This window comes from Dechloromonas agitata is5 (genome assembly GCF_000519045.1).
GTDB lineage: Bacteria > Pseudomonadota > Gammaproteobacteria > Burkholderiales > Rhodocyclaceae > Azonexus > Azonexus agitatus.
Genome location: NZ_KI912532.1, coordinates 3,270,812 through 3,284,121, shown reverse-complemented (window position 1 = coordinate 3,284,121; position 13,310 = coordinate 3,270,812). Strand labels below are relative to the sequence as shown.

At 59.0% G+C, this 13,310-nt stretch carries 13 protein-coding genes and 1 tRNA gene; 9 read left to right on the top strand and 5 right to left on the bottom strand.

What is annotated here, in order from left to right:
* Entirely contained in the window at positions 1-837 is an 837-nt protein-coding gene (locus tag K420_RS0116020; protein ID WP_084019703.1) for a fumarate reductase cytochrome b subunit, read from the bottom strand.
* Between the two features lie 208 nt (positions 838-1,045).
* Between K420_RS0116020 and K420_RS19320 the strand changes: the two genes are divergently transcribed.
* From K420_RS19320 to K420_RS0115985, 7 genes are all read left to right on the top strand, one after another.
* Entirely contained in the window at positions 1,046-2,971 is a 1,926-nt protein-coding gene (locus tag K420_RS19320; protein WP_035854936.1) for an ATP-dependent DNA helicase, read from the top strand.
* A gap of 4 nt (positions 2,972-2,975) precedes the next feature.
* Entirely contained in the window at positions 2,976-4,100 is a 1,125-nt protein-coding gene (locus K420_RS0116010; protein ID WP_027458933.1) for an ATP-grasp domain-containing protein, read from the top strand.
* Between the two features lie 9 nt (positions 4,101-4,109).
* Positions 4,110-4,616: a molybdopterin-guanine dinucleotide biosynthesis protein B gene (mobB, locus tag K420_RS0116005; protein ID WP_027458932.1), complete on the top strand. Its 507-nt coding sequence runs from the start codon at positions 4,110-4,112 to the stop codon at positions 4,614-4,616.
* Complete coding sequence (locus K420_RS0116000) at positions 4,610-5,818, top strand: molybdopterin molybdotransferase MoeA (RefSeq protein ID WP_027458931.1); 1,209 nt, start codon at positions 4,610-4,612, stop codon at positions 5,816-5,818. Before mobB ends, K420_RS0116000 begins: the two co-directional genes overlap by 7 nt.
* A complete protein-coding gene (moaD, locus tag K420_RS0115995) occupies positions 5,815-6,063 on the top strand; it encodes a molybdopterin converting factor subunit 1 (RefSeq protein ID WP_027458930.1) in 249 nt (82 codons plus the stop codon). The genes K420_RS0116000 and moaD overlap by 4 nt, the downstream gene beginning before the upstream one ends.
* Positions 6,064-6,076: 13 nt before the next feature.
* Entirely contained in the window at positions 6,077-6,976 is a 900-nt protein-coding gene (gene ylqF / locus K420_RS0115990; RefSeq protein ID WP_027458929.1) for a ribosome biogenesis GTPase YlqF, read from the top strand.
* Positions 6,977-7,075: 99 nt separating this feature from the next.
* A tRNA-Asn gene (locus K420_RS0115985) sits at positions 7,076-7,151 on the top strand.
* Here K420_RS0115985 and K420_RS21215 read toward each other — a convergent pair.
* From K420_RS21215 to K420_RS0115955, 4 genes are all read right to left on the bottom strand, one after another.
* Positions 7,110-8,726: a recombinase family protein gene (locus K420_RS21215; RefSeq protein WP_408605889.1), complete on the bottom strand. Its 1,617-nt coding sequence runs from the start codon at positions 8,724-8,726 to the stop codon at positions 7,110-7,112. The genes K420_RS0115985 and K420_RS21215 overlap by 42 nt on opposite strands.
* Positions 8,727-9,028: 302 nt before the next feature.
* Positions 9,029-9,238 (bottom strand): hypothetical protein, encoded by a 210-nt coding sequence (locus K420_RS19315; RefSeq protein ID WP_157275134.1) that lies wholly within the window; start codon positions 9,236-9,238, stop codon positions 9,029-9,031.
* A 20-nt stretch (positions 9,239-9,258) separates the two neighbouring features.
* Positions 9,259-10,332 carry a hypothetical protein gene (locus K420_RS0115960; RefSeq protein WP_035854929.1) on the bottom strand — a complete coding sequence of 358 codons (1,074 nt, stop codon included), beginning with the start codon at positions 10,330-10,332 and terminating at the stop codon, positions 9,259-9,261.
* A 9-nt stretch (positions 10,333-10,341) separates the two neighbouring features.
* Positions 10,342-10,749, bottom strand: a complete 408-nt coding sequence (locus K420_RS0115955; protein ID WP_084019702.1) for a hypothetical protein — start codon at positions 10,747-10,749, stop codon at positions 10,342-10,344.
* 25 nt (positions 10,750-10,774) lie between these two features.
* Between K420_RS0115955 and K420_RS20270 the strand changes: the two genes are divergently transcribed.
* Positions 10,775-11,443 (top strand): DUF2726 domain-containing protein, encoded by a 669-nt coding sequence (locus K420_RS20270; RefSeq protein ID WP_084019701.1) that lies wholly within the window; start codon positions 10,775-10,777, stop codon positions 11,441-11,443.
* Positions 11,444-11,672: 229 nt separating this feature from the next.
* A complete protein-coding gene (locus K420_RS20265) occupies positions 11,673-12,926 on the top strand; it encodes an STAS-like domain-containing protein (RefSeq protein ID WP_084019700.1) in 1,254 nt (417 codons plus the stop codon).
* Positions 12,927-13,310: the final 384 nt, after the last annotated feature.

Below are 13,310 nucleotides of genomic sequence, written 5' to 3'. Positions count from 1 at the left end.
TCAGTGCCTTCCGCTGGCGGCCGGGGCGCTCTGGCTGGCCGGCACGTAACGCTCGCCGGCATGCTCGGCATGGGCCCGGCCGAGGTCGATGTAGGCGCCGAGCGTCACCAGGCCGAGGGTAATGAAGAAGGCGCTCAGGCCGTGCTTGACCCAACGCAGCCGGCGTCGGCTGCGGTTCGGATCGCTGGCATCGAACCAGCCCCATTTCAGCGCCAGGCGGTAGAGACCGATGCTGGCGTGCAGCTCGGCGGCGAACAGCAGCAACAGGTAGAGCGGCCACAGGTTGCCGGTCCACACCCGGTCGGCCGACTCGTAGGGGCCGATCAGCGACGGGTTCATCAGCATCTGGTAGAGGTGGATGGTGGCCATGAAGAACAGCGCAAAGCCCGTCCACACCTGCAGCCACCACATCGAGGTGTCGCCGTGGCGCAGGCGGTTCTTGTGTGCCACGAAGGCACGGTACTGGCGGAAGCCGGCCGGGAATTTGCGCAGCGCCAGCCAGGCGTGGCCGACGAACAGGGCCAGGACGCCGGCGACGACGCCGGAAACCAGGATCGGGTAGGGCTTGCCGAGGAAGTAGGCGCCTTCGAAGAAGCGGGCGACGGTGTAGAAAGCGTCGTGGCTGATCAGGATGGACGACACGAAGGCCATGTGGGCCATCAGGAACAGGGCGAGCAGCAGGCCGGAGAGGCTTTGCAACAGATCGAGACGGGCCGGCCAGCGGCTCTTGCCGGGTTTTGCCCGTGATGCGACGGAGGCGACAGCCAGGGGCGTTGTCTCGGCCGTGCTGGCAGCCAGCAAATCATGGCGCTCGGGGGATGGGTTCAGGGGGGTCATGGTTTCGTCCTCTACCGTTGGCCGGCATGTCGTCTCCACCTCTTGTTTTGACCCACTCTAGCACAGCGGGATGCAGCCGGAATGTGAAATTGTTGCGCAGCAGCAAAATTCACCAATGGGTCTGTGCCCGGGGCGCAACAGCGCAGCCGGAAGCAAGCGCGGGTAGCGATCTGTTAAGATTCGCCCCGGTTTTCCGGATCGCTTCCCCTTGCCTTCACTCCCCGAAATCTTCTCGCCCGACGGGCCATTGGCGCGTGCCATTGGCGGCTATCGCGTGCGCCAGCAGCAGGTCGAGATGGCCGAGCGCATCGCCGCCGCCATCCAGAACAATTCGGTATTCATCGCCGAGGCGGGGACCGGTACGGGCAAGACTTTCGCCTACCTGGTGCCGGCGCTGCAGTCGAACGGCAAGGTGATCGTCTCCACCGGCACCAAGACCCTGCAGGATCAGCTGTTCAACAAGGACCTGCCGATGGTGCGCGACATCCTGAAGGCGCCGGTCAAGATCGCGCTGCTCAAGGGGCGCGCCAATTACGTCTGCCCCTACCACCTGCAGCGCTCGCTGGCCGACGGCCGTTTCCTGACCAAGGAAGATGCCGCCGATGCCCGTCGCATCTCGGTCTTCGCCAAGACCACGCAGACCGGTGACAAGGCCGAGTGCCTTGAGGTGAACGAAAATTCCCCGGTCTGGAACAGCGTGACCTCGACGCGCGACAACTGCCTGGGCCAGGACTGCCCGGACTACAAGGAATGTTTCGTCATGCAGGCCCGCAAGGAGGCGATGGCGGCCGATCTGGTCGTGGTCAATCACCACTTGTTCTTCGCCGACGTGATGCTGCGCGACGAGGGCATGGCCGAGCTGCTCCCGGCCTGCAACACGGTGATCTTCGACGAGGCCCACCAGTTGCCGGAAGTGGCCACCCTGTTCTTCGGCGACAGCGTGTCGACGGCGCAGGTGGTCGATCTGGCGCGCGACGCCAAGGCGGAGGGCCTGACCAGCGCCCGCGACTGCCTCGATATCCAGAGCGGCGCCAAGGCCATGGAAAAGGCGGCGCGCGACCTGCGCCTGTCGGTGGGTGTCGATGCCGGGCGTTTCTCCTACGAGCAGTTGCAGGAGCGGCCGGAATTCGTCCCGGCCCTGAAAACGCTTGAGGAGGAAGTCGCCAAATTCGCCGCCATCCTCGAAACTCAGGCCCAGCGCGCCGAGGGCATCGAGAAGTGCTGGCAGCGTGCCCTCGAACTGCAGCAGGCGTTCGCCCAATGGCAGAACCTGGCCGATCTCGGCTACGTACGCTGGGGCGAGGCCTTTACCCAGTCGCTGCAGTTGAACTCGACGCCGCTCAAGGTTGCCGACATTTTCCGCAAGCAGATGGGCGGCCATCCGCGGGCCTGGATCTTCACCTCGGCGACGCTCGCCGTGCAGGGCAAGTTCCACCATTACTGCGCCGAACTCGGCCTCGGCGACCCCGATTCCGCCTGCTGGCACAGCCCCTTCGACTACGGCGAGCAGGCCGTTCTCTACGCGCCGCTCGGCATGCCCGACCCGAATGCCTGGAATTACACCGACACGGTGGTTGAAGCTGCCTGGCCGGCCGTCAAGGCGGCCAAGGGCGGCGCTTTCTTCCTGTGCACCAGCCTGCGCGCCATGCGCCGCACGCACGAACTCCTGAAAGCGAAGATCGAGGACGAAGGCCTGGATATCCCGTTACTGGTGCAGGGTGAGGGCAGCAAGAACGACCTGCTGCAACGCTTCCGCAACCACGGCGCGTCCATCCTGGTCGGCAGCCAGAGCTTCTGGGAAGGCGTTGACGTGCGCGGCGAAGCCTTGTCGCTGGTCGTCATCGACAAGATCCCCTTCGCGCCGCCCGACGATCCGGTCTTGTCGGCCCGTATCGAGCAGATGAAACGTGAGGGCCGCAACGCCTTCATCGAGTACCAGTTGCCGCGCTCCGTCATCAACGTCAAGCAGGGGGCCGGCCGTCTGATCCGCGACGAGAACGACAAGGGTGTGCTGATGATCTGCGACCCGCGACTGATTTCCAAGCCCTACGGCCGCAAGATCTGGCAAAGCCTGCCGCCGATGAAGCGCACCCGCGAATTGCAGGTCGTGCTCGATTTCTTCGCCAAACGCTGAGGCCATGAAAACCACTTTCGACCAACTGCGCGACACCCAGCCGCAATTTTTCTCGGCCGCCGCCCTCACGATTCCGGCCGCGTCGCTGCAGGCGATGGCCGACCTGGTCGCCGCCATCGAATCGGTCATCGCGCTGCCGGCCTACCAGGCGCATGCCCTGGCCCAGGCGCCAGCCATCGCCCGCCTGCCGTGCGCGGCGCGCGGTGCCTTCATGGGCTACGATTTCCACCTGACGGCCGCCGGCCCGAAGCTCATCGAAATCAACACCAATGCCGGCGGTGGCCTGCTCAATGCCTACCTGCTGGCCGAGCACGGCCGGGCAGCCGAGGGGGCGCGCATCCGTGATGAATTCGTCGCCATGTTTCGCGAGGAATGGCGTCTGGAGCGGGGTGATACCCTCTTGCGGCGCATCGCCATCGTCGATGAAAACCCGGCGGAACAGTTCCTGGCGCCCGAATTCACGCTGTTCCGGGCACTGTTCGAAGAGTACGGCATCGCCGCCGTCGTCTGCGACCCGAGCGAACTGAGCTTCGACGGCGAGGCGCTGCGCCATGCCGGCCAGCCAGTCGACCTGGTCTACAAGCGCCTGACTGACTTCGCCCTCGACACGACGGCCAGCACCGCCATTCGGACGGCCTTCGAGCAGGGCAAGGTCGTCCTGACCCCCAATCCGCGGGCCCACGCCCTCTATGCCGACAAGCGCAACCTGATGCAGTTGTCCGATGCGGCTGCCTTGAATGGTCTCGGCGTTGATGCGGCCACCCGGCAGACCCTGCTCGCCGGCATCCCGCAAACCGTCGCCGTTACGCCCGAGCAGGCGGAAACCTTCTGGGCCGATCGCAAACGCTGGTTCTTCAAGCCGCCGGCCGGTTTCGGCAGCCGCGCCGCCTATCGCGGCGACAAGCTGACCAAGCGCGTGTTCGAGGAAATCCTGCACGGCGGCTACATCGCGCAGGAAATCGCGCCGCCGTCGGAACACGCCGTCGGTGAGCAGACCATGAAGGCCGACATCCGCTGCTATGTCTATAACGGCCATATCCAGCTGGTTGCCGCTCGCCTTTACCAGGGGCAGACTACCAATTTCCGGACGCCGGGCGGCGGTTTCGCCCCGGTGTTCGTTGCCGAGTAAAATCCCGCCATGAAAGTTTTTGGCATCGCCGGTTATTCCGGCTCCGGCAAGACCACCTTGCTGGAAAAACTCATACCCCAGCTCACCGCCCGTGGCCTCAAGGTCTCGGTCATCAAGCACGCCCACCACGGTTTTGACATCGACCGCCCGGGCAAGGATTCCTATCGCCACCGCGAGGCCGGCGCCACCGAGGTGCTCCTCTCCTGCGGCGACCGCTGGGCATTGATGCACGAGCGGCGCGAGGAGCCGGAACCGACCCTCGACGAACTGCTGCGTCACCTGTCGCCCTGCGACCTCGTGCTGATCGAGGGCTTCAAGCAGGAACCGGTGCCCAAGCTGGAAGTCTATCGCCCGGAAAACGGCAAACCGCCGCTCTTCCCCGAGCGTTCGGACATCGTCGCCATCGCCACCGATGTCGATCTCGCCACGGACCTCCCCCAGCTGCCGCTGAACGACTACGTGGCCATCGCCGATTTTGTCATGCACACCATGCAACTGCAGGAACGCCCATGCTGACCTACGAACAAGCCCTGGAAAAACTGCTGGCCGCCGCCCAGCCTGTCGAGGAAATCCGCAGCGTGCCGCTGCTCGCCGCCACTGGCCGCGTGCTGGCTGTTGCACAAAAATCGGGCGTCTCCGTTCCGCCGCTCGATAACTCGGCGATGGACGGTTACGCCGTGCGCACTGCCGACGTCGCCGCTGCCGGTGTCTGCCTGCCAGTCAGCCAGCGCATCCCGGCCGGCACGGTCGGCGTTACGCTACAGCCGGGGAGCGCCGCCCGCATCTTCACCGGCGCGCCGATTCCCGCCGGAGCCGATGCCGTGGTCATGCAGGAACGCTGTGAGCATGGCGAGGGCGGCGTGGTGATCAATCATGTCCCGAAATTGGGCGAGAACATCCGCCGGGCCGGCGAAGACATCGCGGCCGGCGCCGAAATCCTGCCCGCGGGTGTCAAGCTCCGCCCGCAGGAAATCGCCCTCGCCGCCGCGGCCGGCCTGCCTGAACTGCCGGTCTATCGTCGTGTGCGCGTCGGCATGTTCTTCACCGGCGACGAACTGGTGCAACCGGGCGAGCCGTTGCCCCCGGGCGCCATCTACAACTCCAACCGCTACGCGCTGCGTACGCTGCTCGAAGGCATGGGCTGCGAGGTGCGCGACCTGGGCGCGATCGGTGACACGCTCGACGCGACCCGCGACGCGCTGCGCCGTGCTGCCGCCGATAACGATCTGGTCATCACCAGCGGCGGCGTGTCGGTCGGCGAGGAAGACCACGTCAAGCCGGCCGTCGAGGCCGAAGGTTCGCTCGATCTATGGAAGATCGCCATCAAGCCGGGCAAGCCGCTGGCCTTCGGCACGGTTCGCAAGGCTGATGGCAACGCCTGGTTCATCGGCCTGCCGGGCAATCCGGTGGCGGCTTTTGTCACCTGCCTGATGATGGTCCGCCCCTTCGTCATGCGCCTGCAAGGTATCGCCCAGGTTGCGCCGCGCATCCTGAACCTGCCGTCTGCCTCGGCCTGGAACAAGCCGGACGGCGCCCGCCTCGAATTCCTGCGCGGCCGCATCAACGAAGTGGGGGCAATCGAGCTGTACGGCAATCAGGGCTCGGCCGTCGCCACGTCGCTGTGCTGGAGCGATGGCCTCATCCTTAACCCGCCGGGCAACTGCATCGCAGCGGGCGATACGGTGCGTTTTGTGTCTTTCGCGGAGTTGCTGGCATGAGCGTCAAGATTCTCTACTTCGCTGGCCTCAAGGAACGCCTCGGCATGCCGGGCGAAAGCATCGATCTGCCGGCTGACATCCGAACCGTCGGCGGTCTGCGCGACTGGCTGGTCGGGCAGGGCAGAGACGCCCTGGCGACCGCCAAGAACCTGCGCTGTGCCGTCAATCAGGATATGGCGAAGCTCGACGCACCCATCCAGGATGGCGACGAAATCGCCTTCTTCCCGCCCGTCACGGGCGGCTAAACAAGGAAAACGCATGTCCATCCAATGGTATCCCGGCCACATGACCTCGGCCCGCAAGAAGGCCGCCGAAACGCTGGCCGTGGCCGACGTCGTGGTCGAGGTGCTCGACGCCCGCCTGCCACAGGCGAGCAGCAACCCGATGATCCACGAGCTGCGCACCTTCCGCCAGCGCCCGTGCCTCAAGCTGCTCAACAAGGCCGACCTGGCCGACCCGGAAGCGACCAAGGCCTGGCTGGCCTATTTCGACGCCCAGCCGAACGTCAAGGCGGTGGCCATCTCCTGCAAGAAGGCTGGCGACGCGGCCAAGATTCCGGCCTTGGCCCAGAAGCTCGCGCCGCATCGCAACGACGCCGTCAAGCCGCTGCGCCTGATGATCATGGGCATCCCCAACGTCGGCAAATCGACGCTGATGAACGCCCTGGTCAAGAAGAAGGTTGCCGCCGTCGGTGACCAGCCGGCCGTCACCAAGAGCCAGCAACGCATCGACATCAGCAACCGCCTGACGATCTACGATACCCCCGGCATGCTGTGGCCTAAGATCGACCATCCCATCGACGGCCTGATGCTCGCCGCCAGCCACGCCGTCGGCGTCAACGCCTACATCGGCGAGGACGTCGCCACCTGGCTGGCCGGCTTCCTGCTCGAACACTATCCGGCCCTGCTCAAGGCCCGCTACGGCTTCGACCTGCAAGGTCTGGATGCTGTCGCCGTCCTCGAAGGCGTCGCCAAGAAGCGCGGCTGCATCATCAAGGGGCGGGGCGGCGAACTCGACCTCGAAAAGGCTTCCGGCATCCTGCTCACTGACTACCGCAGCGGCACCCTCGGCCGCATCAGCCTGGAAACGCCCGCCCTTCGCGCCGAGCGCGCCGCGAGCCTGGCGGAGCCAGCGTCCCGGGAAGCCGACGAGGCCTGAATCGGCACCGGATGGAATCCGCAAACGCCGACCATTGCAGCTTTTCCGGAATTGGTTATAATGCGCGCCCTGTCGGCAGCAAATGCTGACTGTACCGATTCCCCGATAGCTCAGTCGGTAGAGCGCCGGACTGTTAATCCGTAGGTCCCTGGTTCGAGCCCAGGTCGGGGAGCCAACCGAATACAGATTTGGGCACTTCGCAAGAGGTGCCCTTTTTTGTTTCTGCGATGGCCGCAGCCAAGGCTGCATTACTGCCAGTCATCACCACCTGATTGCCGGTCACGCGAATTTCGCTGACAAAGTATCGCAGATACTGCTTGGCAAATCCCGGCTTTCCTTCTTTCAGCTTCATGCGCAAGGCTTGGCAGAACAGGTCAATCTGTTTTGGCTTGATCGTCGGCATTTGCTGGCGGCGCTTGTAACCGGCCATCTGCGTCAGCACTTCCTGCCTTCTCGCCTGAATCCGATGGCTACGCTGTTGCAAGTGAGCATCAAGCGGTAGAACACCTTTTTCAACCGCTTCGAATAGCCGTTCGCTGCGCTGTTCGAGTTCCTTGAGTTCATCCTGCAGGACTTTGATCTCGTCGGCTTCTGTGGCCTTGGCGTTTTTGAGTTGCTTCTGCAGTTGGCTAAGAATGTCTTTCACCCGCTCCGGCGTGAAGAGCTTGTCGGCCAGCACATCCAGCACCGCGGCATCCATTTTCGGCATCGACACGGCGGGATTGCTGCAATGGTTGATGTGCTTGGCAATGCGTGTGTTGCACTTGTAATAACGATAGCGCCCACCTTTGCCGGTGGCCGTAGTCATGCCCGAATTGCAGCAGCCGCACTTGATGATGCCAGTGAGCAAGGTATCGGAGCCAATGATGCTCGGTGCCACCTTGTCAAAGCTGCGCGAGGCTTTGCGTTCCTGTACCGCGTTGAACTGTTCCGCCTCGATGATCGGCTCAACCTTGAGCAGAATCCACTCGGATTCCGGCTTGGCTCGTTTGGTCTTGTCTTCCATTCGATTGAAATAGAACTCGCCCATATAGGTGCGGTTCGACAGCACTTCATGCACCCGGCTCCGGGTCCAGCTGGAGGCCCGATGCTTACGCCCGGATTCATTCAGGTAGCTGGCAATCTGTTTGGCTCCCATCGGGCCATCACCTTTGCCATTCATGTACAACTCGAAGATGCGCTTAACTAAACCCGCTTCAGCAGGATCGATCGCCAGCCGTTGTTTGCGCTTGCCCTTGTTGCCGAACTTTTCCGCTTCGACGGTCTTGTAGCCAAAGGGAGGCCGCGAACCGTTCCAGTAGCCTTGCCGGGCATTCTCCTTCATGGCGCGCAGCGTATGCTTGCCGTTCTCCTTGCTCTGGTACTCATCGAAGATGGAGAAGATTTTGCGGGCCATCTCGCCGGAGGGATCGTCGCTGGTCTGCTGGGTGATCGAGATCAGCCGAACCCCGGCCTTTTTGAGATCACGCTCATAGAGGGCGAACTCCAAAGCATCACGGAAGAATCGCGACAAGCTGTGCACGATGATGGCTTCAAAGGGTGACGGCTTTTGGGTGGCCTCGGCGATCATCTGCTGGAATACCGGGCGACGGTCATCGGTGGCTGAGGCACCGGGTTCGATGTAGGTTTCAGCGACGGCATAGCCCTGTGCGGCGCACCAGTCCTGCATCTGCCGTATCTGGTCGGGAATGGATAAATCCTTCTCGGCCTGCTTTACCGTGGATACCCGAGCATAAAGGGCAACTGCCATGATCTTCCTCCGTGGATACACCGCCGCACCCGGCCTGCAGGGTTATAAGCGAGCAGGATGGCCTGTCAAGGCAGCCTGCGGTGGTGGAACCAGCCTTGACAGGCCATCCCGCCCGCTTTTATTGGTCTGCATGCCGAATGCGGCTCTCTGGTTGCTCAATCGTCCTCGCTATCGTCCAACCGCTGCACCAACAGGAGCAGTTCATCGAATACCGAAGCGATCAATGCGATTTCCTCATGTGGCGGTTTAGGGGGTACAAAGTCGTCGGACAGAACCCGGTGGATCGTGGATTGTTCGCGCACTCATCGTGGCACCTCCTTTCCTGCGGTCTTGGCCTGCCCGTTCCTGTCCTGCCCTTGTTGCTGCAACAAGGCTTCCAATTCCGGTAGGAAGCCTTGGTTTCCAAATTCGTTGAGAACGATCTTTCGATACGCATGATGCTGGTTCGGTGTCGGCATCCCCACGGCAGCGGCATCGAGGATGCGCCCGATACGGCACATGACCAGCTTCATGATGGCTTCGGTAAGCGGCGTTACCATTGCCCGAGCCTCATTTCGTCGTAACGGCGGCGTACATCGTTGTCCCACGCGAATTCATCGTGAATCCGGGTAAGCTTCTTCTGCAGGAAGGCGAGGCTTTCCTCGAAGCCGATTTCGGCGGTTTTGCGCTTAATGCCCTGAATCGCCCCGAGCCGTTTGAGATAGCCGTAGATACTGATCGCCATCCGGGTTTCGCGTTCTTCCAGCAAGGCCAGCGGATCGAGTTCCTTGAGGATGCCCAAACCGTCCATTTCGGCGACTCGGCTTTGCAGGTCGGCCCACAGGGGATGAATCGGCCAGCGGGAGCGGTTGCTGTCGTCGGTCGGGATATGCAATCGGGTGTGGTCGTTGACCAGTACGCGCAGCAGATCGCCTTGGCGTTCGGTCAGATCGGCAAAGGTCTGGATGCCGAAGGTACGGAGCCACGTTTTACGAATCTGCCACTCGATGCGCCAAACATTCTCGGCGCAGCCCCACAGATCGAAGAACCACGTTTTGGCGCTTTTCTCGGTGATTTCATCGACCTTGTTATAGACCCGCAGCACGACATCGCCTTCACCGAAGCCGAAGGTCTGCACTTTTCGGTTCTTGCGGAACTGTTTGTCTTTGGTGGATGAGGTGACAAAGCTGTCCTCATCGAAATCAATCGCGTCGATCTGGTAGTCGAAGGTGAAATCGACCCGTGACAGGCGTTCGGGTTGGAAGGTCGAAAAGCCGACCGAGGCCGCCCACGCCAGAAAGCGCCGATGCAAAGCCAGCGCCCCGAATTGCCACAAGGCGAAGCTGCGGAAGGTGACGAAGAAATTGGGTTTGTTGAACTCGCCGAACTGAATGCTGAAACAGTCGTTCTCGATCAGGAACGGATAGCCGCTTTTGGTGCCGTTTGCAGCCAGTAGAAATTCCTCGTTGCCGAGTTTGATCGCTAAGGGGCGACGGACTTTGGCTAGACGGAGGTTTTCTTTCTCGACGGCCAGTTGCTCATAGTTGAGCGAACACTCAGGAAGCGGTGCGAGGTAGTACGCGCACTCGATGGTGTCGTGGCCGTGGAGAAGATTGGCTAGCTTCATCAGTTGTGCTTACTTGCTGCGCTGCACCTTGGTCTTAGCAACGCGAACATTCTTCACTTCAACAGTTTCCGTAACCGTCTTTCGTTCTAGTTGCTCTTTCGACAAGCGGCCTAGTTCTCGGGCACGCTCTTCCGGTAACTCGTTGTATACGGATTCCAAGCCACATTCCAGCAACTGGTTGATGATCAAAGAAACCGGAACGTCGCCCATGCGTGCCATGTTTTCGATCTGTACAAAGATATGCAGTGGAAAGCGATGACTACGCTGTACCGATGCCATTGTGGATTGATAAGTCGCGCTCCCTTGGATGAGGTCAGCGAGGAATTCTGCCTTTGTTGGTACGTAACGTTCGTTTTCCATATGTCCCACCACTTTGGTTACTGATGGGATGTAAACGTAACCCACGGCGTAACCCATGTCAACGTAGCACTCCAAAAGGCTGATGGCGGTACGCCCGCGCATCGCGCGCGGTACGTTCTGCCATCAGCTTTTTGAGGATTTTTCCTTGAGCACGGAATGCAAACGGGGTAGTCTTTTGTCCTATTTCGATTTTCAAGTCATAGGATGCTCAATGCGTTGGTTGCCGCTTCTCATCTTCGTGCTCATTGTTATTGGCTTTTTTGCGCTCAAGCGCCGCAACCAATCTTCATCTGGGCAGGAAGTCGAATTGCCTTATGTCGTGGGTGACCGATTGTTCACACCAGCAGAACGCTCGTTTCTCGGCGTGCTAGATCAGTCCGTGGGCTCGGATTTCCGTGTTTTCGGCAAAGTGCGCGTGGCCGATGTGATCGGTGTCGAAAAAGGAAAGTCGAAATCCGTTTGGCAGCGCGCATTCAATCGTATCAACGCCAAGCACTTTGATTTTGTCTTGTGCAGCCCAAGCGACCTCAAGCCAGTCTGCGCTGTTGAATTGAACGACAAATCGCATGCCCAAGAGGCTCGGAAGGGCCGTGATCAATTTCTGGAAGATGTCTGCAAGAAGGCTGGGTTGCCGCTGGTGTTCTTCCCTGCACAACATACTTACTCACCCGTTGAGGTGTGCGGTGTGATTGCATCTGCGATGCGTGGCAACGTCGAGCCATCACTCGTCGCAATACAAGCAAAGCCTTAAAGACGGCCGGTGCGGATTCCGTGAAGTTTATTTTTTACCGATGTATCTATAGCCCCCCGTGTTACATGGACGGGGGACAACAATCGGCCACGAGTGGTAAGGCCCAAAGCGGACATCCACATTGGTGCGGATACGCTGTTAGCGTTCAGCGAAGCCTCTAAAGAGACGCAAGCCTACCTTCTCTAACTTCCTTTGATTCAGAGATTGATTTGAAAATAGCAGGATATTTATGTCAAGCATATACAGATCTGAAAACAGTATTGTATTTGAAGGTGAATTCACGATTTCTGATTTACACCGACCCTTGGCAGCAATTCATCAAACAGTTCAGAATGCTGGTTATCAGGAAATTAAATTTGATTTTAGCGAGTGTACTGCGGCACTCCCGGCACCAATGTTAGCTTTGTGCGCACAAGTTTCAAGGCTTCAATTTGCACAGATTGAAACACAGCTAACTCTTCCGAATAATGAAAAACTCAAGCGATTGTTCATAAATTCAAATTGGGCAAATATTATTTCACCAAAGCAGTTTGAGACATCAAATTTCCGTGGCCATACACAAGTTCCAGCCACTCAGTACAGAACAACAGATGAACAATTCAAGGCCGTCAATAGAATTGCCAATGCAATTCTTGGTGCCATACCAGATTTGGAGAGAAACGACTTTGCCGCTCTTGAATGGTCAATAAACGAGTTAACAGATAACGTTTTGGTTCATTCACAATCCCCTGTTGGTGGATTTGTCCAAGTTTCAACATTCCAAAGCAAATCCAAGCGCCTTTTGTTTATGGTCGCCGACGCAGGAATTGGAATTCCAGCCTCCCTAAGGGAAGGGCATAAAAATATTTCTTCCGATGCAGATGCTCTTGACAATGCAATTCGCGAGGGCGTCACAAGAGACAAAGCAATAGGGCAAGGCAATGGACTCTTTGGCAGTTATCAGATATGCAGTGGAAGTAAAGGGAAGTTTCAATTGGAGTCCGGTTACGGAAAACTTTCCTATAGCGAGCGCACTGGTCTCCGCATAAATACGGAGAAAGTTCCCTATGAAGGCACATTAGTTGTCGCCGAAATCGACTTTTCGGTCCCTCACTTGCTGGAGGAAGCTTTAAGGTTTGATGGAAAAAAGTATTCACCTTTGGATCATATTGAAAAATACTATGAGCACCCTGTTGAGGACTCAATAATTTTTAAAGTATCTGAGGAGTCAAACTCCTTCGGTAGTCGTGTAGCAGGAACACCACTCCGGAAGAAGCTATTGAACCTCGCAAAGATGTGTCCAAACTATCCTGTGATTATTGACTTTTCAGACGTTGAACTTATTTCAAGTAGTTTCGCAGATGAATTAATTGCAAAATTGTTTGTTGAAGTTGGAGCAATATCGTTTATGAGTCGATTTAAATTTAATGGAGTTTCGTCAACGGTAAAATCGTTAATTGATCGAGCAATTTCCCAACGCGTTGCTGTTGGCTCCATAGATTGATTGGAGATAGTCACGAACTGGGGCTAAATTCGGTTTTCTGAAAAGAATACACGCGAGCATGTTTATGAGTTGGGAATCAGCGCCTGCACTGTTAGCCCCCCACTCTAAGGACTGCTTGCCATGGTACTGAAGGTCGCCTTAGGGCACATTCCAGGCAGTAGTACTACGGAATCAAGAACTCAACTTGCCAGTACTCAGAACTGTCTGAGTTGGCGAGCCAAAGAATCAAGCACTTAGCCCAGCCAATTTGGCCGGGCTTTTTGCTTTCTAGGCCACCGTAGCTGAATCGTTGCCAGGCAGTACCGCCAGGCAGTACCGAATTCAACAGGTAGGCCGCTTCCGCCAGATGGTCGGGAGCCAGGTACGCTTAGCACTCCCCCGGGT